Annotated in this window: 22 protein-coding genes and 1 rRNA gene; 5 read left to right on the top strand and 18 right to left on the bottom strand. The window is 44.5% G+C overall.

Annotation, left to right across the window (positions count from 1 at the left end; translation table 11 throughout):
• The 8 genes from ATB74_RS23075 to dusA form a co-directional block, all read right to left on the bottom strand.
• Positions 1-81 (bottom strand): 16S ribosomal RNA (locus ATB74_RS23075); the annotation flags it as partial.
• A 660-nt stretch (positions 82-741) separates the two neighbouring features.
• Positions 742-1,518, bottom strand: a complete 777-nt coding sequence (locus ATB74_RS23070; RefSeq protein ID WP_061019837.1) for a phosphoadenylyl-sulfate reductase — start codon at positions 1,516-1,518, stop codon at positions 742-744.
• Positions 1,511-3,238: an assimilatory sulfite reductase (NADPH) hemoprotein subunit gene (gene cysI / locus ATB74_RS23065; protein WP_061019836.1), complete on the bottom strand. Its 1,728-nt coding sequence runs from the start codon at positions 3,236-3,238 to the stop codon at positions 1,511-1,513. The genes ATB74_RS23070 and cysI overlap by 8 nt, the downstream gene beginning before the upstream one ends.
• A complete protein-coding gene (locus ATB74_RS23060) occupies positions 3,238-5,103 on the bottom strand; it encodes an assimilatory sulfite reductase (NADPH) flavoprotein subunit (protein ID WP_061019835.1) in 1,866 nt (621 codons plus the stop codon). The genes cysI and ATB74_RS23060 overlap by 1 nt, the downstream gene beginning before the upstream one ends.
• A 123-nt stretch (positions 5,104-5,226) precedes the next feature.
• A complete protein-coding gene (locus ATB74_RS23055) occupies positions 5,227-5,457 on the bottom strand; it encodes a hypothetical protein (protein WP_004735813.1) in 231 nt (76 codons plus the stop codon).
• A gap of 190 nt (positions 5,458-5,647) precedes the next feature.
• Positions 5,648-6,319, bottom strand: a complete 672-nt coding sequence (locus ATB74_RS23050) for a TIGR04219 family outer membrane beta-barrel protein (protein WP_061019834.1) — start codon at positions 6,317-6,319, stop codon at positions 5,648-5,650.
• A 135-nt stretch (positions 6,320-6,454) separates the two neighbouring features.
• Positions 6,455-6,676 carry an envelope stress response protein PspG gene (gene pspG, locus ATB74_RS23045; RefSeq protein ID WP_017059950.1) on the bottom strand — a complete coding sequence of 74 codons (222 nt, stop codon included), beginning with the start codon at positions 6,674-6,676 and terminating at the stop codon, positions 6,455-6,457.
• Between the two features lie 219 nt (positions 6,677-6,895).
• A complete protein-coding gene (gene dusA / locus ATB74_RS23040; protein WP_081090166.1) occupies positions 6,896-7,876 on the bottom strand; it encodes a tRNA dihydrouridine(20/20a) synthase DusA in 981 nt (326 codons plus the stop codon).
• Between the two features lie 313 nt (positions 7,877-8,189).
• On the opposite strand from dusA, the gene zur reads away from it, so the two are divergent.
• Together zur and ATB74_RS23030 are read left to right on the top strand one after the other, a co-directional pair.
• Positions 8,190-8,648, top strand: coding sequence for a zinc uptake transcriptional repressor Zur (gene zur, locus ATB74_RS23035; protein WP_060983108.1), 459 nt, complete (start codon positions 8,190-8,192; stop codon positions 8,646-8,648).
• Between the two features lie 17 nt (positions 8,649-8,665).
• Complete coding sequence (locus ATB74_RS23030) at positions 8,666-9,127, top strand: chemotaxis protein CheX (protein ID WP_017059940.1); 462 nt, start codon at positions 8,666-8,668, stop codon at positions 9,125-9,127.
• A gap of 163 nt (positions 9,128-9,290) precedes the next feature.
• Here the strand turns inward: ATB74_RS23030 and pgi are convergent, their stop codons facing one another.
• Positions 9,291-10,943, bottom strand: a complete 1,653-nt coding sequence (gene pgi / locus ATB74_RS23025) for a glucose-6-phosphate isomerase (RefSeq protein WP_061019832.1) — start codon at positions 10,941-10,943, stop codon at positions 9,291-9,293.
• Between the two features lie 326 nt (positions 10,944-11,269).
• Between pgi and ATB74_RS23020 the strand changes: the two genes are divergently transcribed.
• Complete coding sequence (locus ATB74_RS23020; RefSeq protein WP_061019831.1) at positions 11,270-11,689, top strand: secondary thiamine-phosphate synthase enzyme YjbQ; 420 nt, start codon at positions 11,270-11,272, stop codon at positions 11,687-11,689.
• 117 nt (positions 11,690-11,806) lie between these two features.
• Here the strand turns inward: ATB74_RS23020 and ATB74_RS23015 are convergent, their stop codons facing one another.
• From ATB74_RS23015 to ATB74_RS23005, 3 genes are read right to left on the bottom strand one after another with little or no spacing between them, the layout of a single operon-like run.
• Complete coding sequence (locus ATB74_RS23015; RefSeq protein WP_061019838.1) at positions 11,807-13,012, bottom strand: BamA/TamA family outer membrane protein; 1,206 nt, start codon at positions 13,010-13,012, stop codon at positions 11,807-11,809.
• Between the two features lie 23 nt (positions 13,013-13,035).
• On the bottom strand, positions 13,036-14,121 hold the full coding sequence (gene alr / locus ATB74_RS23010) for an alanine racemase (RefSeq protein ID WP_081090165.1): 1,086 nt from the start codon (positions 14,119-14,121) through the stop codon (positions 13,036-13,038).
• Between the two features lie 6 nt (positions 14,122-14,127).
• Complete coding sequence (locus tag ATB74_RS23005; protein ID WP_016767560.1) at positions 14,128-15,519, bottom strand: replicative DNA helicase; 1,392 nt, start codon at positions 15,517-15,519, stop codon at positions 14,128-14,130.
• Positions 15,520-15,695: 176 nt separating this feature from the next.
• Between ATB74_RS23005 and ATB74_RS23000 the strand changes: the two genes are divergently transcribed.
• Positions 15,696-16,580, top strand: a complete 885-nt coding sequence (locus ATB74_RS23000; RefSeq protein ID WP_048662765.1) for a DUF481 domain-containing protein — start codon at positions 15,696-15,698, stop codon at positions 16,578-16,580.
• A gap of 181 nt (positions 16,581-16,761) precedes the next feature.
• On the opposite strand, the gene rplI is transcribed toward ATB74_RS23000, so the two are convergent.
• From rplI to rnr, 5 genes are all read right to left on the bottom strand, one after another.
• Positions 16,762-17,214 carry a 50S ribosomal protein L9 gene (gene rplI / locus ATB74_RS22995; protein WP_010434182.1) on the bottom strand — a complete coding sequence of 151 codons (453 nt, stop codon included), beginning with the start codon at positions 17,212-17,214 and terminating at the stop codon, positions 16,762-16,764.
• A 38-nt stretch (positions 17,215-17,252) separates the two neighbouring features.
• A complete protein-coding gene (gene rpsR, locus ATB74_RS22990; protein WP_000090472.1) occupies positions 17,253-17,480 on the bottom strand; it encodes a 30S ribosomal protein S18 in 228 nt (75 codons plus the stop codon).
• A gap of 112 nt (positions 17,481-17,592) precedes the next feature.
• A complete protein-coding gene (gene rpsF, locus ATB74_RS22985) occupies positions 17,593-17,982 on the bottom strand; it encodes a 30S ribosomal protein S6 (protein ID WP_004741278.1) in 390 nt (129 codons plus the stop codon).
• 269 nt (positions 17,983-18,251) lie between these two features.
• Complete coding sequence (rlmB, locus tag ATB74_RS22980) at positions 18,252-18,992, bottom strand: 23S rRNA (guanosine(2251)-2'-O)-methyltransferase RlmB (RefSeq protein ID WP_017063180.1); 741 nt, start codon at positions 18,990-18,992, stop codon at positions 18,252-18,254.
• A 188-nt stretch (positions 18,993-19,180) separates the two neighbouring features.
• Positions 19,181-21,682, bottom strand: coding sequence for a ribonuclease R (gene rnr / locus ATB74_RS22975; protein ID WP_061019829.1), 2,502 nt, complete (start codon positions 21,680-21,682; stop codon positions 19,181-19,183).
• 247 nt (positions 21,683-21,929) lie between these two features.
• On the opposite strand from rnr, the gene ATB74_RS22970 reads away from it, so the two are divergent.
• A complete protein-coding gene (locus ATB74_RS22970) occupies positions 21,930-23,339 on the top strand; it encodes an amidohydrolase (protein WP_061019828.1) in 1,410 nt (469 codons plus the stop codon).
• A 128-nt stretch (positions 23,340-23,467) separates the two neighbouring features.
• Here the strand turns inward: ATB74_RS22970 and motX are convergent, their stop codons facing one another.
• Positions 23,468-24,103 carry a flagellar protein MotX gene (gene motX / locus ATB74_RS22965; RefSeq protein WP_061019827.1) on the bottom strand — a complete coding sequence of 212 codons (636 nt, stop codon included), beginning with the start codon at positions 24,101-24,103 and terminating at the stop codon, positions 23,468-23,470.
• Positions 24,104-24,116 lie beyond the last annotated feature (13 nt).

The raw sequence follows: 24,116 nt of genomic DNA, 5'->3' as shown, positions 1-24,116 counted from the left end.
TTAGTGTCGTTTCCGCTCGACTTGCATGTGTTAGGCCTGCCGCCAGCGTTCAATCTGAGCCATGATCAAACTCTTCAATTTAAGATTTTGTGACTCAACGAATACTGACTTCAAAACTAATATTCATTCGAAAATGAACATGTAATTCTAAAGCTATTACCATTCCAACAGAATGGTAATGAATTGACTGTGCCAAATAACCGAAGTTATTCGTATTGGTCACTCAGTTCATTGAAATCAATTTTGATTCCGAAGAATCTGTTTTATCTAACGATAAAACGTTTTGATATTCATCAACGAGTGCCCACACAGATTGATAGGTTTAAATTGTTAAAGAGCTTCTCTTCGTTGTGACTTACATCACTTCGGAAGAGGCGGCCATTCTAGCGATTTAATTCTCTGTGTCAAACACTTTTGAAAATTAATTTCTACTTTCTAAAAGTAGGAGCGAATTATCGCTTAAAGCTAGTTGCCTAACTAACATTCTGCGCTGAAGCCTTGCGGCGTCTGCCGTGTCAGTGAGGCGGCATTATAGAGATGTTCATCACATTGGCAAGTGTTTATTAAAGAAAAATGCAAAAATGACGATTACATGACGAATAAACACTCAAAGCCTTATTTATGCAAGTTTAACTACAAAGTAACTACACAATAACCACAGACTTATCCACAATCGCTCTAATTTTATCCCCTAGAAACTAAAAAAGCTGCCTAATGGCAGCTTTTAAAATAGCAATGAGTCTAAATCCCAGAACCATATTGCTCTCCATCATCTTCATGGAGACCACATTCGCGTTTCAGCCCATTAAAACGAGTTTCCTCTTCAGTCATACCCGGTTCCCACTTCTTAGTTGTATGTGTATCTCCAACAGAAAGGTACCCCTGTTCACGAAGTGGGTGGTAACTAAGGCCATGCTCTTCCAAGTAATAGTGAACATCTTTATTCGTCCAATCGATTACCGGCAAAAATTTAAACACACCATTTTGGATAGATAAGATTGGCAAGTTTGCACGCGATTGAGATTGCTCTCTTCTTAAGCCGGAAAACCATGTCCCAGCCTCGAGCTCATCTAGCGCTCTTCTCATCGGTTCAACTTTATTAAGCTTGTTGTACTTCTCTATCCCTTCTATACCTTGATCCCAAAGTTTTCCATATTGCGCTTCTTGCCAGTTAGGGCTCTGTTGGGCGCGAAAGACTTGAAGATTTAGAGTCAACTTCTTACTCAACTCATCGATAAAGCGATAGGTCTCCGGAAATAGATACCCTGTGTCCGTCAGAATAACCGGAATATCTGGTTTTGCTCGAGTCACTAAGTGCAGCATTAACGCGGCTTGAATGCCGAAACTTGAAGACACAACATGTGATCCTTCCAAGTTTTCTAATGCCCATTTAACTCTTTCTAATGCTGTTAGCTGTTCTAACTCAGCATTAATTTGCCCAAGACGAAGTATTTGCTCCGTCTTAGTCAATGCGAGTAGCTCTGCTAACTTCAATTTTGAAGCGACAGAATTATGCATGCAGATCCCTCTTGGAAATGATCACCTCTTCGATGATGCCTGCTCGGATTGTAAAATCACCGAACCCTTCATTGTCGTTGCGTTCTGTAGCCCAACGTCCCACCAGCACATCAATCTCTTCTAAGATCTGAGCTGATGTGATGTTCTCTTTATACATCTTAGGGATACGAGTTCCGGCCTTGTTGCCACCTAGGTGCATGTTGTAACGCCCCGGAGCCTTACCCACTAAACCAAGTTCAGCCAACATTGCACGACCACAACCGTTTGGACAACCAGTGATTCGAAGGATGATGTTATCTTCTTCTGGTAATCCATGTTTTTTCAGAATGTCTTCAACATCCGTTACAAACTCAGGAAGAAAACGCTCAGCTTCTGCCATTGCTAAAGGACATGTTGGGAAAGCCACACACGCCATTGAGTTTTTACGCTGCTCTGAAACAGCATCATCCATCAAGCCATATTGACGCGCCAGTTTTTCAATCTTGGCCTTTTGACTCGTCGACACACCCGCAACAATTAAGTTTTGATTTGCAGTCATGCGGAAATCACCTTTGTGAATCTTCGCAATTTCAGCCACACCCGTTTTTAGAGCTTTCCCAGGAAAATCAAGCAAACGGCCATTCTCAATGAATAACGCTAAGTGGTGCTTACCATCAATGCCTTCCGCCCAACCAATCCGATCACCACGCCCAGTGAACTCATAAGGACGGCTTTCAGAGAATTCAACACCGGCACGCTTTTCTACTTCCGCTTTGAATACATCAATACCAACACGGTCTAGTGTGTATTTGGTTTTTGCATTCTTACGGTTTGAACGATTACCCCAGTCACGCTGAGTCGTTACCACCGCTGCCGCTACATCTAACGTTTTATCTAATGGCACAAAACCAAAGTCGTCAGCTTTACGTGCATAAGTAGACGAATCACCGTGTGTCATAGCAAGGCCGCCACCGACTAACACGTTAAAGCCCACCAGCTTTCCGTCTTCAGCAATTGCAACAAAGTTAAGATCGTTAGCATGGACGTCGACGTCATTTTGCGGAGGAATCACAACCGTTGTCTTGAACTTACGAGGTAGATAGTTACTACCTAGGATAGGTTCTTCATCCGTTGTTTCTAATTTCTCACCATCCAACCAGATTTCTGCATAAGCGCGAGTCTTAGGTAATAGATGCTCGCTGATCTTTTTCGCCCACTCGTACGCTTCTTGATGAAGTTCAGATTCAACCGGGTTTGTTGTACACAGTACATTTCGGTTTACATCACCCGCTGTCGCAATTGAATCAATACCAATGCTGTTTAGCGTTTGGTGCATCAACTTAATGTTCGGCTTCAAGACACCGTGGAACTGAAACGTTTGACGTGTTGTTAGACGAATTGAACCGTAAGAAGTGCTTTCGTCTGCGAACTTATCAATCGCCAACCACTGCTTAGGGGTAATGATGCCACCCGGCATACGCGCACGAAGCATTACGTTATGTAACGGTTCGAGCTTTTGCTTAGTACGTTCGTTACGAATATCACGGTCGTCTTGTTGATACATACCGTGGAAACGAATCAACTGAAAGTTATCAGCAGTAAAGCCACCGGTTATACGGTCTTGGAGATCTTCTTCAATCGTACCGCGTAGGTTATTACTTTCACGCTTAAGACGCTCATTGTCAGCCAAAGGTCCAAGTACTTGACCTAGCACTTCTTGCTCTATTACTTGCTTGCTCATTAGTACACATCCCTTTGGTAACGTTTCGCTTTACGTAGATCATTAATATATTGTTCAGCTTGCTCTCGGCTCTGGTTGCCATGTTTTTCCGCTATCGTAACTAACGCTTCATGAACATCTTTAGCCATTCGAGTCGCATCGCCACAGACATAGAGGTAAGCGCCCTCTTGCAGCCATTGCCACACCTGCTCTGCTTGTTCGATTAAACGATCCTGAACATAAACCTTTTCTTTTTGGTCACGGCTAAAGGCAACATCTAGCTTAGTTAGCGCGCCAGACTTGAGGTACTTTTGCCATTCAACTTGGTATAAGAAATCTTGAGTAAAGGTACGGTCACCAAAGAACAACCAGCTTTTGCCTTCAGCATCATTGTTTTCTCGCTCTTGAACAAAACTGCGGAAAGGTGCGATACCTGTACCCGGGCCGACCATGATGATTGGTGTATTGTCGTCTTGTGGTAGCTTGAAGTTATTGTTGTTCTCAACAAACACCTTCACTTCACCACCTTCTTCAAGGCGTTGAGCTAAGAAGCTAGAGGCTCCACCTAAACGAGACTCTTCACCTTTTTGGTATTCAACCAGACCAACCGTTAGGTGAACTTCTTCATCCACTTCCGCTTGACTTGATGCAATAGAGTAGAGGCGTGGAGTCAGCTTACGTAACAGGCCAATTAACTCATCAGCCGATAGCTTGGTTTTCTTCTCAGCTAAAACATCGACGATTTGTGTATTACCCGCATATTCACGAAGCTTGTCCTTATCTTCCACCAGCTTGATTAACTTCTTGCTGCCCGATAACTCAGCAAACTTAGTCACAAGTTGAGGATTTGAAGTCGTAATCTCAAATTTACTCACTAGCGCACTATGGATAGATAGATTGTCACCATCGATATCGACACTTTCGATACCCGATAATCCAACCTTAGAAAGAATCTGATTCGCGAGTTCTGAACTGTTTTCATACCACACACCTAGCGCATCGCCAGGTTGGTAGGTAATACCCGACTCATCAAGATCGATTTCGATATGACGAACATCTTTGCCCGAATCACGACCGGTGATCTTTTGACTAGTTAATAGTGTCGCTGTATATGGGTTTTGTTTGGTGTATTGCGAATGACCAGCAGCTGCTTGGCCTACTGGTAGCTGAACGATATCAGCCTCGGCACCTGTCGATAGAGTTTCTTGAACTTGTGATAACGCTTTAGCGCGCCACTCCGTTGCTGATTCTTCGTAATCAACATCACAATCAAGGCGATCGACAAACGATTTCGCACCAAGCTTAGCGAGGAAGTTATCGAAATCTTTAGCCGTTTGGCAGAAGAACTCATAGCTAGAGTCACCCAAACCAATCACACCGTATTGTAGATTCGATAATTTTGGCGCTTTCTTCGATTGAAGGAATTCATGCAGTTCAATCGCGTTATCAGGGGCTTCACCCTCGCCATTGGTTGAAGCGACGAAAATGACGTGTGTCTCTTTGGCTAGGTTTTTACCTTTATAATCACTCGCATCGAAAAGCTCGACCGCGATTCCTAAGGCTTTAGCTTCTGCCTCTAGCGATTCAGCGACGCCTTTCGCATTACCAGTTTGAGAAGCGAAGATAATGCTGAGCTTACCCGCTGGCTTAGCCACTACTGCAGCGGCCGCTTGAGCGATTGGCGCAGCAGCACCGACAGGCTGAGCTTGGCTCACTCCCCAAAGGTAACCACTGACCCATGCCAGTTGCTGTGAAGACAGTTCAGAAACAGATTGCTGAAGATGACCCAATTGTTGGTCATTAAGTGGTGCTGCTAGCCCAGGTAACTCATTAGCCCCAGACTGTGCATTATTATTTTGTGAAGACTCTTTCTTATTTAAAGACATGGTCACGACATCCCTAATCATTGCGTGACGATAGATTAACCACTCCTTTTAATAACAAGAAAGAATAGAAAAGTATGTTTTATAACTTTTTGGAAGTAAAAACCGATTGAACCGTAAATTGTCTTACTGGTTTTCAATGCGTACTTGCTGAAAGCCAACGGCCATTGCCGACTTAGATGCTAGGTCTAAATCCGCGTAATGACACTCCTCACCATGGACATCTGTGAGTAGAACAAAGCCACCTCCCATATGACGAAACTCCACAACCCAAGACCCTTCTTGTATTGAGGGCTCTATGATGGCTTCAACTAACAAGTTTTCTCGATATAAATTGCGTAATTCATTGAGTGTCATATTCCATCCCTTGTTCTGCCCCAACAGCATAGACCTTATAAGAATAGACGCTAATTAGATCTCTGTATAAGGATGGTCGAAAGTGATGAATGTGCTAACTAATTCCAGAAAGATATAATCAATAGATATAAAAAACGCCACTTAATAAAGTGGCGTTCTTAAAATTCGTTCTAAATTTGCTTTATATGGCCTAAAAGCGCACTTCAGCACCAGCAAACCAACCATCGACCATGACGAAGCTCTTTCCTAGTTCCGAACTAAAGAACTCATCCGAGTCTAGGTCTATAACACGGTAACCACCACGCAGGGCAATTTCAGATTCTGATACAGGGATTCGATATTGAACACCCGCCATCAAGTCAGTGCTCTTAATACCACTGCTATCACCGAACTCCATCGTACCAATAATATCGAAGTTAGTGTCCGGCACATTGATCTCTGCGTTACCGTAGAAGCTCCAAGTGAACTCATCAAACGTTGATGTTTTCGCATCAGTCGCTTTTGGCTCAATGTAACTAGAGTTCGAGTACTGAGTAAACGTCACACCCGCATCGAAGTTCATCAACTTATGCTCTAGCAACGTGTAATAGAATGTGTAGTCGTACTTATCAAAAGCCAACGAGTCCGAATCAACAGAGGTATAACGGAAGCTAGCATTTGGAAGCATTGGGGCGTTATGCTCAAATGCGAAATACACCGAAGGAGAGTTAGAATCATCATCTTGTCTAACTTCGTTTAGCTTAGTACTTCCCCACCACATATCGGCACCGACTTTAGCCGTGTAAGAAAACTCTTCTTCAGCAGCCACTGCCGAGCTTAAAGATAGCATTCCCACTAAAGCAATTAATGGCATTTTATTCATTTGAGATAGCTCCAATTCCATATCGTAGTGCTAATTGTATGCACATTCACAGATTATTGGGGAAAATTCTACCACACATATTAAATTCTAAAACGATAAACCGCTGACGAGTAAAGATTTGACGGCACGATGACCTTAGTAACGTCTCTGGTTAGAACTGTGTACAAAGTTTTTGAAAAACCACACACCGATTGCAATCACGATCAACCAAGGCAGTAACTTAAACACGACGCCCATCATACCTAAGACCAACATGACTAATAACGCTACTCCGGTTGCAGCCAATACCGTCATAAACGTGATACCAGTGACAAGCAGAGTTGCGACGAAAATAAGAACAAAGATTAATTCAAACATAATGGTCTCCCTAATGAGTTAATGACCTATCTTTCCTACTTTCTAACATTGCAGCTTCCATACCAAGTATGCCAATCCAATAAAATCCTTATTTATCAGATAAATAAAAAGCCACGCATCTTCATACGTGGCTTTTCGGAAACTTGTGGTGGTAAATTTAGCCTCTAATGGCGAATTTAACCTTAATTTTTTGAGTTAGAATTTTAACCTTGAAGGTGGTTAAACATTTAGCTCTTTAGGGATCTTAGCCAATGCTGTTTGCATCACTTCGATACCTGCGCCTTTATTATGCGCGTTTTCACTGATGTAGCGACGCCACTGTCTTGCACCTGGCATGCTTTGGAACAAACCAAGCATATGACGAGAGATATGTCCTAAGCTTGCGCCATTTGAAAGTTCACGTTCGATGTACGGGTACATCTCTTCGACAACCTGTGAGCGCTTCTTAATTGGTGTGTCTAAACCAAAAATCTGTTGATCGACTTCAGCCAAGATAAACGGGCTATGGTAAGCCTCACGACCAATCATCACACCGTCAAGGTGCTGCAAGTGCTCTTTAGTTTGCTCAAGAGTAGTAATGCCACCATTCACGGCAATCACAAGATCAGAGAAGTCTCTCTTGATTTGGTATGCACGATCATAATCTAGAGGTGGGATCTCACGGTTTTCTTTCGGGCTAAGGCCACTCAGCCATGCTTTACGTGCGTGGATAGTAAATTGTTCGCAGCCGCCCTTTTCAGAAACCGTTGAAACAAACTTAGTTAAAAACTCATAAGAGTCTTGGTCATCAATGCCGATACGCGTTTTTACTGTAATTGGAATATCAGTGACTTCTTTCATCGCCGACACACAATCTGCCACCAGCTCTGGCTCAGCCATTAAACACGCACCAAAGCGGCCGTTTTGAACTCTGTCTGAAGGGCAACCTACGTTAAGGTTAACTTCATCATATCCGCGCTCACCAGCCAGCTTAGCACAAGCAGCAAGATCAACCGGATTTGAGCCACCGAGCTGAAGAGCAAGAGGATGTTCTTGCTCGTTATATTCTAGAAAGTCGCCCTTACCATGTAAGATCGCGCCCGTTGTTACCATTTCCGTGTACAGAAGAGTCTGCTGAGAAAGCAAACGGTGAAAGTAACGACAGTGGCGGTCAGTCCAATCGAGCATTGGAGCGACAGACAACCTACATGAATGTGTCATGGCAAAGTACCCTAGTAGCGAGTCAAAAAAATATGCTGGAATACCCAGCAAAAGCAAGGTCGGCTATTGTAAATGCTATGCCCTGTTTGTGCTATATGAACTTTGCCTCACATTTTTTTATAAACCTATTCACCAGATCTCTAATTCAATCTCATTAATCAGTTATGCCTTGAGTCACACTGTCATTTTGAGTTACCTTGTCTTATTCAAAGTCGTGGGTCACAATACGCTCTGTACCTGACTTTAATAGAAATCATTGGCTCCCAAAACGTAGTAACCTAGAAATAAGGTTTGATTAGGGATGTCCGATTGAATGGTGAAAAATTTGGACCACACATTAATAGAGCAAGTTGAAGGGATATGCGCATCGCGAGGAGTTAGACTAACACCTCAAAGAAAGCGAGTGTTTGAGCTCATCCTCTCTAATAAAAAAGCCTCCAGTGCTTATGAATTATTAGAGCAGTTGAAAGTCAGTGAACCGCAGGCCAAGCCTCCTACAGTTTATCGCGCTTTGGATTTCTTGTTGGAACAAGGTTTCATTCACCGAGTTGAGTCAACCAATAGCTTCATATGCTGCTGCTCTTGCAATGCCCACAAACATTTCTCCCAACTACTGATCTGCGATAAATGTGGCACTGTGATAGAACTGCAAGACGATGCGCTTGTCACCCTACTCGCCAGTAACGCTGAGAAGCATGGATTTCAATTGACTAATCATGTCATTGAATCGCATGGCATTTGCCAATCTTGCTCCTCCGAGATGAAAGAATAAGATTATAGAAGAACATTATGCGCGCTGAATTTGTAAACCCGTTTTTAGCTTCTTTGATGAACGTATTAAAAACGATGGCTTCTCTAGAATTGAAGCCACAAAAACCGAGAGTTAAGAAAGATGAAATCGCTCGTGGTGATGTATCCGGCCTAATTGGTATGGTGGGTACACAATCTCGTGGCTCAATGTCGATCACCTTTGATGAAGGCCTCGCTCTCGAAATCATGGAAAACATGCTCGGTGAGCGACCAAACGGCCTCAACGAAGAAGTAACCGATATGGTGGGTGAAATCACTAACATGGTGACTGGCGGTGCAAAACGTATTCTTGCGGAAAGCGGTTTTGACTTCGATATGGCAACGCCAATCGTGGTTTCCGGTAAAGGTCATACTATTCGTCACAAGTGTGACGGAGCAATCATCATCATGCCTTTCTCATCTCAATGGGGTAATGCTTTCATCGAGATCTGTTTCGAATAACAACTGTTTATTTCTAAGTACTGAGTATCAAATCAAAGAAGGTTGGCATAATGCCAGCCTTTTTTATTAACTGTGATTTAACCATTGCTTGCTCTACAGATACAAAAACGCCAACCCGAAGGTTGGCGTTTTACATTTATTACTTAGTGTTGCTCAAACAGTCTTAAGCTTTCAGCGCTTTAAATGCGTTGATTAGACCGTTCGTTGAGCTGTCGTGAGACGTTACTTGAGCATCGTCAGCAAGCTCTGGAAGAATTTGGTTTGCTAGTTGCTTACCAAGTTCCACACCCCATTGGTCGAAGCTGAAGATGTTCCAGATAACGCCTTGAACGAAGATCTTGTGCTCGTACATCGCGATTAGGTTACCTAAAGAGCGAGGGTTGATTTGCTTAACAAGAATTGAGTTCGTAGGGCGGTTACCTTCAAACACTTTGAAAGGTACTAGTTCAGCCACTTCTTCTGCAGTTTTGCCAGCCGCTAGGAATTCAGCTTCCACAGTTTCTTTTGTCTTACCGAATGCTAGTGCTTCAGTTTGAGCAAAGAAGTTAGACATTAGCTTCTGGTGGTGATCAGATGATGGGTTGTGACTGATAGCAGGCGCGATGAAGTCTGATGGGATCAGCTTAGTGCCTTGGTGAATCAGTTGATAGAAAGCGTGTTGGCCGTTTGTACCAGGTTCACCCCAGATGATAGGACCAGTTTGGTACTCTACTGGGTTGCCTTCACGGTCTACAAACTTACCGTTTGATTCCATGTTACCTTGCTGGAAGTAAGCAGCAAAACGGTGCATGTATTGATCGTAAGGTAGAATTGCTTCTGACTCAGCGCCGTGGAAGTTGTTGTACCAAATACCGATAAGCGCAAGGATGACTGGAATGTTGCTTTCAAACTCAGTTGAAGCAAAGTGGTTATCCATCTCGTGAGCACCTTCTAGTAGCTCAACGAAGTTATCGAAGCCAACAGAAAGAGAAATAGAAAGACCGATCGCAGACCATAGTGAGTAACGGCCACCAACCCAATCCCAGAATTCGAACATGTTGTCAGTATCGATACCAAACTCAGCAACTGCAGTTGCATTAGTTGATAGTGCTGCGAAGTGTTTAGCTACGTGTGCGTTGTCACCCGCTTCAGCCAAGAACCAATCACGTGCAGAGTGCGCGTTAGTCATTGTTTCTTGAGTAGTGAATGTTTTAGATGCCACTAAGAATAGTGTCGTTTCTGGGTTTAGAGGCTTAAGAGTCTCAACGATGTGAGTGCCATCTACGTTAGAAACGAAGTGCATGTTTAGACGAGTTTTGTATGGCGTTAGCGCTTCAGTCACCATGTATGGACCAAGGTCCGAACCGCCGATACCGATGTTAACTACATCAGTGATCTCTTTACCTGTGTAACCTTTCCACTCACCAGAAACGATGCGGTGTGTGAACAGTTCCATTTTTGCTAGTACTGCATTGACTGCTGGCATCACGTCTTTGCCATCAACCATTACTGGGTTGTCGCTACGGTTACGTAGAGCAGTGTGAAGTACTGAACGACCTTCAGTCTTGTTGATTGCATCACCACCGAACATTGCTTCAATTGCAGACTTAACTTCAGTCTCGTTCGCAAGAGCAAATAGGTGCTGCATAGTTTCAGCATCGATAAGGTTCTTAGAGTAATCCACTAAGATGTCAGAACCGAAACGAGTAGAAAAGCTCTCGAAACGCTTTGCATCTTGAGCAAACAGCTCTTTCATATCCATATCTTGAGCAGACTCAAAATGTGCAGTTAGAGCTTTCCACGCTTGTGTATGCGTTGGGTTGATATTTTTCAACATGGTATCTATCCCGATGTTACTGTAGGTTTTATTCTAAACGTCACCTAGGTGATGAATAGAACCCCCGATTAGGCGAAAGTTTATATTTTTCTGTGATGACCAAACCGCGTCACCACTGAAAGATTCTTTGTAATTTTTTTTCACGACGTATTATGCCGCATATGAAGAGCTGTACCTTGAGATAAATCAGGATTAGATTTCCTGATAGAAGAATCGGTACAGACTCTAGCTCTAACATAATTAAATGTGAGCGACACCTGATAAATTCAAGTTCAAAAGATAGCGTTAAACTACTTTTTTTCCAAATACATTATAAAGGATGGCGTATGTGGATTCAGAAGACTATACACCTAAATGCACGAAAGCGTGGATTTCATCTCATTACTGATGAAATTGAACGACAAATACACGATATCAATTCTTTATCTGTTGGTTTATTACATCTTTTTATCCAACATACCTCAGCCAGCCTCACATTAAACGAAAACGCAGATCCTACCGTCCGTACTGATATGGAGTCGCACTTCAATAAGTTTGTTCCCGAGCGAGCGCCCTACTACAGACACACCTATGAAGGTGATGATGACATGCCTGCCCACATTAAAGCATCGACACTTGGCACCAGTGTGACAATACCAATTAGCAATGGTCGTTTAGCTTTAGGAACATGGCAGGGCATTTACTTAGGAGAGCACCGGGATTGTGGTGGAAGCCGAACTGTGATTGCTACGATGCAAGGTGAGTAGACTGCTTGAAAACAAGATCTCCTTAATAAAAACAATATCTTGTTAATAAAAAAGAGTGGCGCGTTTCCACAACCACTCTTATAAAAATAGTATTTGGCCTACTGTAGGCCGAAAGCTTTAGAAGGGCTGATTTATCATGACCCTAAAGGTCCCTTCATCACCACCTCGCGCTAATTCAGCACGAACAACAATGCCTTCCACTTGGAAACGAACTGCGCCACCTAAGCTCCACTTCATGTCTGTATGCAGTGTTTTAATGTCGTACTCATCCGCAACGCGCCCTACTTCAGCAAACGCTACCCATTGCCACCAAGGCAAGTCGTAGTAGTTAATCAGTGGGATATCGCCCAAAGGTTGCCAGTCAGGAAGCACTCGATACTCTGCAGAGTAATGCACTGCAGAGCGACCGTGATAACGGCCTCCGGTATAACCTCGTAATCGATACAAGCCACCTAATCGAGCTTGCTCGGTCTCCGGTGGACGAGCACAATCTTGCCCAGAGCAGTTATCCCATGTAGGCGTGTCAGCCGTATAGAAATCGAATGCTAAAACTTGTTGATCAAATAAGTCCCCTAAAGGACCTAAAGCAAAGTACTGACTATTTTGGAAGGTCCACTTGAGCCACAAGTCATCATTAGACCAGCTTTCTGCTCCGGTGGTGAATTCTAAGTTAGTATGAGAGCCCTTGGTTGGGTTACGTGTGCTATCACGGTTATCCCAATCAAACGCCAAACTAAAGCCCGTCGCCTCTTCAGAATTGTTTAAGCCTTCTAACTCTCGGGAAGTATAAAAAGGTGTAAAGACAATCGAGCTGACACCCGACTCAACGGGCGAAGCAAGGCTCACGTCTTTGAGCGGTTGAAATGCCCCTAACAAGCCATATTCTGCAACATTGCCCCAAGGCAGCAGGTACTTAAACTCAAACTGATAGTTTTCTTCTAAGCCATCGGCAATGGTTTTGTCATCAATGGATGAATCATTATCGCCTTGAGAGCCAATGTAATACGGGTTGTCGTTGAAGCGAGCTTGATACATCTGAGTGCTGAACAGTACGCTCTCAGACAATGCAAAATTAAAGGCTGATAAGAAACCGACGTAGCTATCTTTATCTGAATAAAGTGCCATACCAAACAGAGCGGCTTGAGGTTGCCAAACCCCCTTTGCGACACCCGCAACCCCAAAGGTGTTACCCATGGTTTCGGTGCTGAAGTAGAAAGGGACAAAGGCTGAATCTTTTTCTTCACTCAAAGCAGAGGAAGAAAAGCTGACACCAAGTAGCGCCATCACTGACATCACTAAGTGTCGAGTCGTTCGCTTGAACATCATTTACTTTATAAGATCCATGATTACTTCACATACTCCATCGCAACACGCGAAGTCAGTTTAGTGACCAACTCGTAAGCGATCGTGCCAATATGTTCTGCCACTTCTTCTGAAGGTAAGTCTTTACCCCATAGCGTCGCTTCATCACCCACTTGATCCATCGCATCAGGGCCAAGGTCAACCGTTAGCATATCCATTGATACTCGGCCTGCGATCGGTGCTTTTCTACCGTTGACGAACACTGGCGTGCCGTTCGGCGCAGTGCGAGGGTAACCATCGCCATAACCAATTGCGATTACACCAACTTTAGTATCACGTTCACTGGTCCAGTTACCGCCATAACCCACGCTTTCACCGGCTTTCAAATCACGAACCGCAATCAGGTGAGAGGTCAGAGTCATCACTGGCAAGAAACCAAGCTCTTGAGCTGATTTGTCAACGAAAGGTGATACGCCGTAAGAAATGATGCCAGGACGAACCCAATCTAAGTGGCTATCTGGCCAAGCAAGTAAACCTGCAGAGTTCGCAAGAGAGCGCTCACCCTCACAGCCTTCTGTCAGAGATAGGAATAATTCAGTCTGTTGCTCTGTGGCTGCTTTGTCTAACTCATCTGCACAGCCAAAATGGCTCATGTAACGCAAAGGCTTAGCCACGTTAGGACATTGATGCAGGCGCTCAACGAAATCTTGATATTGTTCAGAACGAACACCCAAGCGATGCATGCCGCTATCAACTTTCAGCCACACCACAACGGGTGATTCAAGAACTGAATTTTCTAGAGCACTAAGTTGTTCTTCACAATGCACTACAGTTTGGATGTTATTAGTCACCAATATCGGTAAATCACCTGACGAGTAAAAACCCTCAAGCAATAGAACAGGTTGAACAATACCACCGGCACGCAGTTGTAACGCTTCTTCAATACGAGCAACACCAAACGCATCTGAGTTTTTCGAGTGCTTAGCAATATGCAGTAAGCCGTGTCCATAGCCATTGGCTTTCACAACCGACATGACTTTACATTGCGGAGCCTTCGACTTTATTTGGCGAAGGTTATGTTCCAACGCACTAAGATCAATGCTTGCCGTCGCTGCTTTCATATACGTCATTAACGATTACTCATCATCAAATGCAGGACCTGCATAGTTATCAAATCGGGAGTGTTGACCTTGGAATGTCAAACGAACCGAACCGATAGGACCGTTACGCTGCTTACCAAGGATGATCTCAGCAATACCTTTCAGTGAGCTGTCTGGGTTATAAACCTCATCACGATAGATAAACATGATCAAATCGGCATCTTGCTCGATCGAACCTGATTCACGCAAATCCGAGTTTACCGGGCGCTTATCAGCACGTTGCTCTAGGGAACGGTTAAGCTGAGAAAGTGCTACAACCGGAACGTTCAGTTCTTTCGCTAGCGCTTTCAATGAGCGAGAGATCTCGGCGATTTCAAGAGTACGGTTATCAGATAATGAAGGAACACGCATTAATTGAAGGTAATCTATCATAATCATAGAGATACCATCGTGTTCACGAGCAATACGTCGAGCACGAGAACGCACTTCGGTTGGCGTTAGACCCGAGCTATCATCGATATACATATTCTTCTTATCCATCAGAATACCCATACTCGACGAGATACGAGCCCAATCTTCATCGTCCAGTTGACCGGTACGAATTTTGGTTTGGTCTACGCGAGAAAGTGACGCAAGCATACGCATCATCAGCTGTTCGGCTGGCATCTCTAGCGAGAAGATTAGCACTGGCTTGTCTTGCTTCATCGCCGCGTTTTCACACAAGTTCATCGCGAAGGTCGTTTTACCCATCGATGGACGAGCGGCGACAATGATTAAATCAGAACCTTGTAGACCAGCAGTCTTTTTATTGAGGTCGTTGAAACCGGTATCGACACCGGTCACACCGTCTTGCGGCGTTTTGTATAGGATTTCGATACGTTCTAGCGTTTTCTCTAGAATGCTATCAACGTTTTGCGGACCTTCGTTTTCACTTGCACGGCCTTCGGCTATCGCGAAGACTTTACTTTCAGCCAGATCAACAAGTTCTTCCGATGTGCGACCTTGAGGGTCATAACCAGAATCCGCAATCTCATTCGCAACACCAATCAAGCTACGAACAAGTGCACGTTGCGCCACGATATCCGCATACGCATTGATGTTTGCGGCACTTGGTGTATTTTTCGCTAGGTCAGCTAGGTAAGCAAAGCCACCCACTTCTTCAAGTTGCTCACGCAGCTCTAAATGTTCAGAGAGTGTAATAAGATCCAGAGGAGAGCTCTCTTCAAGGATATCTTTTACCGCTTCAAAGATGAGACGGTGAGGACGGCTATAAAAGTCTTTGGCCACAACCTTTTCGGCAACCGTATCCCAGCGCTCGTTATCCAATAACAAACCGCCAATAACAGATTGCTCAGCTTCTAATGAATGTGGCGGGACCTTGATGGCGTCCACCTGATCGTTGGCTGATTTCTGACTTTTGGTATCCACTATGACTACACTCAATAACTAATAATGATCGTTCATTATACCCAAGAACATCCGTTTGTAATCCGATCCTATGAGTTTGTTTTATTCTTCAGGAAGAATTTACCTATTGCTGACGGAATTAACCAAGGGTAGCATTACGATCCTGCCATTCACTCACTGTATAACTAGAGGTATGCGTGTCCAAATTATTGGCTCTGAGCACTTGTCTTCTGAGCACTGGTCTCCTGAGCACTCCGCAGGCCTTAGCTGATGATGCTAAAGCCTCTGTTGATGCAATTCTCGACTCTATAGTAGTACCAGAACCTACTGCTGAGCCGATCGTCGTTGCACCGACACCTGAAGAAAAAGATATGGATATCGCACCGAATGATACAAGTGACACAGAACTGCCGAGCCCACTAAAAACGGAAGTCGAATTTGGATATCAGTCGCATACTGGTAATTCTGATTCACGGTCGCTTAACGCACGCCTGAACGGTGAGTACACGGCTGGTCGTCATAGAACCAGTGGCGAATGGAAATACTACAACCTCTACAAAGATGGCGAAGAAGATAAAAGGCAATCGACTTACTCGGCTCAGAGTGACTACAAGTTAAGCCCTAAAACCTACCTTTACGGCAGTTTTAAAGGCGTCGACTCACGATACAGCGCCTACTTTAAGGACTACACTGTTTCGAGCGGTCTGGGTTACCAGTTTTCAAATACAGAAGAGTTTGTATTGGAAGTCGAAGTCGGTCCGGGTTTTCGTTACCAAGAGCCGAATCTCGATGAGCTAGACGATGATGACATCATCTTCCCAGAGATTGTTGAAGAAGCGATTTTTCGTGGCAACGTGAATACGTCTTGGCAGGTATTGAAGAATCTGCAGCTAAAAGCGGATGTGACATTAGTGTCTGGCCACAGTAACCTAAAGTTTGATACCGAACTCGAAGCCATCAATGATATTACTGACAATATCGCGCTGAAGATCGCTCACTCTCGCCAATACCACGATAAAGTGCCTGAAGGATTAAGCAAAGAAGACTCTGTTCTATCTATAAACCTGCTATTCCAATTCTAATCTTAAGATCACTTCTAACCTTGGGAACGGCCTGTTTAGCAGTCAGAGCTTTGAGATCACTATAAGCTTTTTACTTACCACAACCCTTCCTTGCACTTTCCTATATTTCAGACATAAAAAAACACCAGCCGAAGCTGGTGTTTAAAACTTTCAAAAGAAAGAATTCGTCTTGGTACTGAAATTACTCAGCTGCAACGATAGCGATTTTCGCAGTAGCAAAAACTTCAGAGTGAAGTTGGATGCTTACTTCGAATTCGCCGATGTTACGTAGAGCGCCTTCAGGTAGGCGTACTTCGCTCTTAGCTACTGCAACACCTGCCGCTGTAATAGCGTCAGCGATGTCACGAGTACCGATAGAACCGAATAGTTTACCTTCGTCACCAGCTTTAGAAGCGATTGTAACGCCTTCTAGAGTGTTAACGCTCTCTGCACGAGCTTCAGCAGCAGCTAGTTGCTCAGCAACTTTAGCTTCTAGTTCAGCACGACGAGTTTCGAACATAGCAACGTTGTCTTTAGTTGCCATAACTGCTTTACCCTGTGGGATAAGGAAGTTACGAGCGTAACCAGATTTAACGTTTACTTGGTCGCCAAGGCCACCTAGGTTACCGATCTTATCAAGTAGAATAACTTGCATTATCTTAGTCCTCTTAAACTATTATTAACTATTACCGATTACTGATGCTTGTCAGTGTACGGTAGTAGAGCTAGGTAACGAGAACGCTTGATAGCGCGAGCTAGTTGACGCTGGTACTTAGCGCTTGTACCAGTGATACGGCTAGGTACGATTTTACCAGCTTCAGTGATGTAGTTTTTAAGAGTTGCTACGTCTTTGTAGTCAATCTCTTGTACGCCTTCTGCAGTGAAACGGCAGAATTTACGACGACGGAAGAAACGAGCCATGGGCTATCTCCTGATCTTAAATTTAGTAAAGCGGTCTTTCACAATTATCGAAATAACTATCAATGACCTAAAACAAGTTGAGAATTTTTTAAGGCGTTAAGCCAAAAAAGAATTACTCAGCAGCTGCTTCTGGTTTAGCTTCTGTACGCTCTTCGCGACGAGGAGCACGCTCTGCACGCTCTTCTTTTTGCTTAAGCATAATAGATTGCTCAGTCACAGCGCCTTTAGTGCGCATGATCATGTTACGTAGAACTGCATCGTTGAAACGGAAAGCAGTTTCTAGCTCGTCAATCACTTCTTGACCAGCTTCAACGTTCATAAGAACGTAGTGAGCTTTGTGAAGCTTGTTGATTGGGTAAGCCATTTGACGACGACCCCAGTCTTCTAGACGGTGGATAGTACCGCCAGCTTCAGTGATAGAACCAGTGTAACGCTCGATCATGCCAGCAACTTGCTCGCTTTGATCAGGGTGAACCATGAATACGATTTCGTAATGACGCATTTGGTTGCTCCTTACGGATTATTAGCTTCCACGAGTGGCCCGGTCGTCCAGAGGAAGCAAGGAACTAAAGATAAATGACCGAGTTTTAAGGACGGCAAATATTATAGAAAGAACCCTGTATTGGCAAGTGGTATTTGGCGAATAATGAAACAGTTTTTCTTTCGCCATCTAGCCATCCAGTAATCGCAATTTCCACCCTATTTGTGCCGATAAAACAAACGCCCATCACCTAAGTAATGAGCGTTTAATATTTGAATATTTTCAATCTATTACTGAGCTAAACGCTGACGTACTGCTTCGAACAGACATATGCCAGATGCTACTGAAACGTTTAGGCTCGACACGCTACCTGCCATTGGGATCTTAATTAGGTCATCACAGGTTTCACGTGTTAGACGACGCATACCGTCACCTTCTGCACCCATAACTACCGCAAGAGGGCCTGTTAGCTTCGCTTGGTAGATATCATGCGTTGCTTCACCTGCCGTACCCACAAACCATACGCCCTGCTCTTGCAGTGCACGCATTGTGCGAGCTAGGTTGGTTACACGTACTAGCGGAACCGTTTCAGCCGCACCACACGCTACCTTGCTTACCGTTGCTGTTAACGGTGAAGAGCGATCTTTCGGTACGATAACAGCAGCAACACCCGCCGCATCCGCGTTACGCAGACAAGCGCCTAGGTTATGAGGGTCTGTTACGCCATCTAGAACCAACAGCAAAGGCTGTTCGTGCTGCGCTAGGATATCATCTAGGTGAGTTTCATTAAGCTGCTTAGCAGGCTTCACCTTAGCAATAAGACCTTGGTGATTCGCACCTTGTGCTTTTTCATCCAGCGGCTTACGCCCCATCTGCTGAATCGACACACCAAACTGTTGCAGTTGGTTCAGTAATGGAAGAAGACGCTCGTCTTGGCGACCTTTCAGTACATACGCTTCGATAAAACGTGCAGGATCTTTTTCTAGTACGGCTTTCACCGCGTGAATACCGTAAATAAATTCGTTACTCATTGTCTCAAGTTACTCTTATTGCTCAGAGAAAAATGACATCAATGCCGATGCATCCCTCTCTGTGTTGTTCATTTCGAGAGTATGCGTCTTACGCCTGATACTCTCGCATTAAAGTCATTTCACACTAAATCAGTTAGGCGCTAAACCTGATTAGCAAAGCGCCTTATTAGCCTTAAGATTTATCAGTTTTAAGACTTATCTGCCTTTGGCTTACGGCTTGCAGCACGCTTTTTCTTTGCGCGAGCTTTAGCAGCACCGGTTTTATTCGCTGGCTTTTTCTTCTTAGCAGAGCTTTCGCTACTTCCATCAGGTCGCTTAGTTGGCTCAACCATAGGCTTCGCTGATACACCCGGCTTATTGCTCTTCACTGCTGAACGCTTCTTGCTTTTCGCCTTTTTCATCGCTTCTGCTGCACGCTTCTTGGCTGTTTTACCTTTACCACGCGGCTGACGATCGGTGTCTTCTAAGTCAAAGTCGATTTGACGAGTTTCTAAGTTAACCGCAGAAACCTTAACTTTAACCGAATCACCCAAGCGGTAGATATTACCAGAGCTTTCACCCACCAGACGCTGACCAACAGCATCAAATTGGTAGTAATCGTTCGCTAGCGCTGAGATATGTACCAAGCCATCAATGTGCAGCTCAGTTAGACGTACAAAGAAACCAAAGCCAGTCACGTTGGCAATTACGCCATCCATCACTTCGCCGACATGGTCTTGCATGTATTCACACTTCAACCAGTCGTTTACTTCACGTGTTGCGTCATCAGCACGACGCTCAGTCATTGAACACTGTTCGCCGTAGAAGTCCATATCATCGAAAGTGTAGTGGTAACCACCCGTTGGCGTCCAACGTTCGCTGTTACGACCACCTTCTTTCGCAATAAGGTACTTAATCGCACGGTGTAGTAGCAAGTCAGGGTAACGACGAATCGGCGAGGTAAAGTGAGCATAGCGTTTAAGGGCTAAGCCAAAGTGACCCGCGTTATCCGCGTTGTAGACCGCTTGCTTCATTGAACGCAGTAGCATGGTTTGGATTAACTCACGGTCTTCACGCTCGTTAATCTGTTGCATCAATTGTGCATAGTCGACTGGTGATGGCGACAGACCACCTTCCAGTGTTAAACCTAATTCACTTAAGAAGCTCTTGAAGCCCATTAAACGCTCTTCGCCCGGAGTTTCGTGAACACGGTACAGAGCAGGCTCTTTCGCTTTTTCTACGTAAGATGCCGATGCGATGTTTGCCAGAATCATACACTCTTCGATGATCTTATGTGCATCATTACGGATTACCGGTTCAATACGGTCGATCTTACGATCCGCATTGAAGATAAATTTGGTTTCTACCGTTTCAAACTCAATCGCACCACGCTCATCACGCGTTTTCTTCAGAACTTTGTACATCTTGTGCAGTTCTTCAAGATGCGATACTTCTGGCTCGTAACGCTCACGAAGTTCTTCATTGCCATCTAAGATCGCGCCTACTTTATTGTAAGTAAGACGAGCATGAGAGTTCATGACTGCTTCATAGTGCTTGTAACCCGACAGCTTACCTTTGTCTGAGATAGTCATCTCACACACCATACATAAACGGTCTACTTGAGGGTTCAATGAACACAAACCATTTGAAAGCACTTCTGGCAGCATTGGCACAACTTGTGACGGGAAGTATACCGAGTTACCACGGTTAATCGCTTCTTTGTCTAGCGCCGTATCTGGGCGAACGTAGTAACTTACGTCAGCAATCGCTACCCATAGACGCCAGCCGCCGCCTTTCTTCGCTTCACAATAAACCGCATCATCGAAGTCACGCGCATCTTCACCATCAATGGTAACCAATGGCAGTTTACGCAGGTCCACACGTCCTTCTTTTGCTTCTTCAGGAACATGCTCACCTAGGTTTTCGATTTGCTTATCTACCGCTTCAGGCCACTCTTGTGGGATCTGGTGAGTACGGATCGCAATCTGCGTTTCCATACCCGGCGCCATGTTTTCACCAAGAACTTCGGTTACTTTACCCATCATGTTACGAGAACGACCACCGCGATCCGTAATTTCAATCACAACCACATTACCCATTCGAGCACCGCCTTTATGCTCAGTAGGGATCTGGATGTCGTGACTAATACGTGAATCATCAGCAACAACGTAAGAATAGCCGTACTCTAGGAAGAAGCGGCCAACAAGTGGCGTTTTACGCTCTTCAAGCACACGAACCAAACGGCCTTCACGACGACCACGCTTACTGTTATCAGTAGGCTGAACCAATACATAGTCACCATGCATGATGGTTTTCATCTGGTGATGCGGCAGCACGATATCATTGTCTTTACCCACACTGCCGTCTGGGCGAACCCAACCATGACCATCTTTATGACCAATCACATAGCCTTTAATCAGTTCCATCTTCTCAGGCAATGCGTAGCACTGACGACGAGTAAAGATAAGCTGTCCATCACGCTCCATTGCACGTAAACGACGACGCAGCCCTTCATATTGTTCCTCTCCAGCCAGACCCAAAGCTTCGAATAGATCGTTGCGGTTCATCGGAATATTCGCGTCTGTTAGAAACGAAATAATGAACTCTCGGCTTGGTACTGGGTTATCGTAATTTTTCGACTCTCGGTCGGCAAAAGGATCAACAGTGGTTGTCGCTGTCGTGTTTTCTGACGTTGGTGTGTTTTTTGACATAGGCGGGCCTGCTTAAGCAAGGAAGGTATATACCCCTAGTATATCTGATGCTAGGGGTAAGCTACAGATATGCTTTGGAAAACACTCAAATAACCTCAGATTGATACATATCTTCACTTTGTGAAACATCGCTTCATAGACGTGGACTATCATCAAAATTTCAAGCAAACGATAAAACAAACGTTTGCGCCATGAATGAAATACACTATTATCCACGCACTTTACCAACTCCTGTTCTGAGTATGATATGAAACTAAAACGCACTTTACTGGCTTCAGCTATGGCGAGCCTAGCGCTATTCCCATTCGCAAGTTCGGCAATGGAAAAAGCTGACCTGATGATTACCGATGCGATGGTTCTAACCATGAACCAAGACAAAACGGTTTATGAAAGCGGTACTGTTGTGGTCAAAGACAACAAAATCATTGCGGTTGGAGATGCTTCACTAGAGAAGCAGTACCAAGCTAAGCAAGTGTTAGACGTGGATGGCGATATCGTTATGCCGGGTCTCATCAATACTCATACTCACGTATCAATGACGGTTTTCCGTTCGTTAGCCGATGATGTGCCAGATCGTCTGCACCGCTACATCTTCCCATTAGAGAAGAAGCTGGTATCGCGAGACATGGTACGCATTGGTGCCAACCTAGGTAACGTTGAAATGGTGAAAGGCGGTGTGACGACTTACGCCGACATGTATTACTTCGAAGATGAAGTCGCGAAAACCGTCGATAAGATCGGTATGCGTGCCATCCTAGGTGAAACCGTGATTAAGTTCCCTGTAGCCGATGCGGCTAACGCCGAAGAAGGCATTAAGTACGCGTTGAACTTCATTGAAGAATACAAAGATCACCCACGCATCACACCAGCGTTTGCACCGCATGCGCCTTATACCAACACCACAGAGATCCTGCAGAAAATATCTAAGCTATCCCTAGAGCTAGATGTGCCAGTAATGATTCACCTTGCAGAATCGCACCGTGAAGAAGAGAAAATCGCAGAGCGTTCTGATGGGTTATCTCCGGTTCAATACATGGACAGCATTGGCGCACTCAACAAAAACTTGGTGGGTGCACACATGATCCTCGTTGACGACCATGATATCGAATTAGTGAAGAAATCGGATATGGGCGTAGCTCATAACATGAGTGCTAACATCAAGTCAGCAAAAGGCGTATCACCTGCGCTTAAGATGTATGACAAAAACGTGCGTATCGGTTTAGGTACCGATGGTCCAATGTCTGGTAATACACTGAGCACCATTGATGAATTCAACCAAGTCGCTAAGGTTCACAAACTAGTTAACAAAGATCGTGCAGCAATGCCGCCGATCAAAGTGATCGACATGGCGACCATGGGCGCAGCAAAAGCGCTGCACATGGAAGATAAGATCGGCTCTCTTGAAGCAGGCAAACTGGCTGACATCATAGTGATCGATACTAAGGCGCCAAACATGGTGCCTGTGTACAACCCATACTCAGCATTGGTGTACTCTGCTAACTCGGGTAACGTTCGCCACACGATCGTTGATGGCAAGATCATCATGCAAGACCGCGACATGCTAACGGTAGACGAAGATAAGATTCGTCAAGAAGCACTCGATTTCACTAAGGTTGTTCGTGAAACGGTGATTGAGTCTGGTGAGGTTGTTCAATAAACTCGCTATCGAATAGCATGACCATCTAAACGTAAAAAGCCCCGCACTAACTAAATTAGGCGGGGCTTTTTAAATCTTCTTTCCTGTAACAATGAGTGCAGGGATCATTACAGGTTTCTTACTCGGTATTACCAGAACACGTCTCGACGTTTTGCTCGAGCAATAATGTTGTCTGGCATTCTCTGTTCCAGGCCGCTACGAAGCACTGTGATACGCTTATGTTGCCTTTGATCCGCTGTCACCGAGTTATACAGCCAACGGTAAGCATCTTCATAATCTAATGGGCTACCGTAGTCACGTAACAAGAGTTCAGCTAAGTGGATACTCGCACTTAAGTTACCCATAGAGGCCGCTTCACGGAGGTACGGAATCGCACGCTCTTTGTCTTGTTGTACCAAAGTACCACGAGAGTAATAACGACCTAACTGCTCTAATGCAGCGGGTAAACCTTGATGTGCCGCGTTTTCCATATAGTAAAGGCCAAGCTCTACATCTTGTGGAACACACACACCCCAAGCCAACATATCACCGTATAAAAACTCATAAGAAGGCAAGCTAATACGCGTCGCACGAGCAACGATATCTTCAACTAACTGGCACTTATCAGCTTTCACTCGCTCTAGATGTTGATTATTTTCGATTAAATTAATCAGTTCAGCTTCTGTATATATTGGAACGGGCTCTCCCACATCAGCCAAATTTGCATGACTCAAGGGTGAGCTCAGCGCCATTATTAATGAAGCTGCCACAATTCGTAGCTTCATACCTGCACTCTAT

Source organism: Vibrio splendidus (assembly GCF_001557875.1).
GTDB lineage: Bacteria > Pseudomonadota > Gammaproteobacteria > Enterobacterales > Vibrionaceae > Vibrio > Vibrio splendidus_F.
Note: the sequence above shows the minus strand (reverse complement) of the source record. Positions and strands in the feature narration are given on the sequence as shown.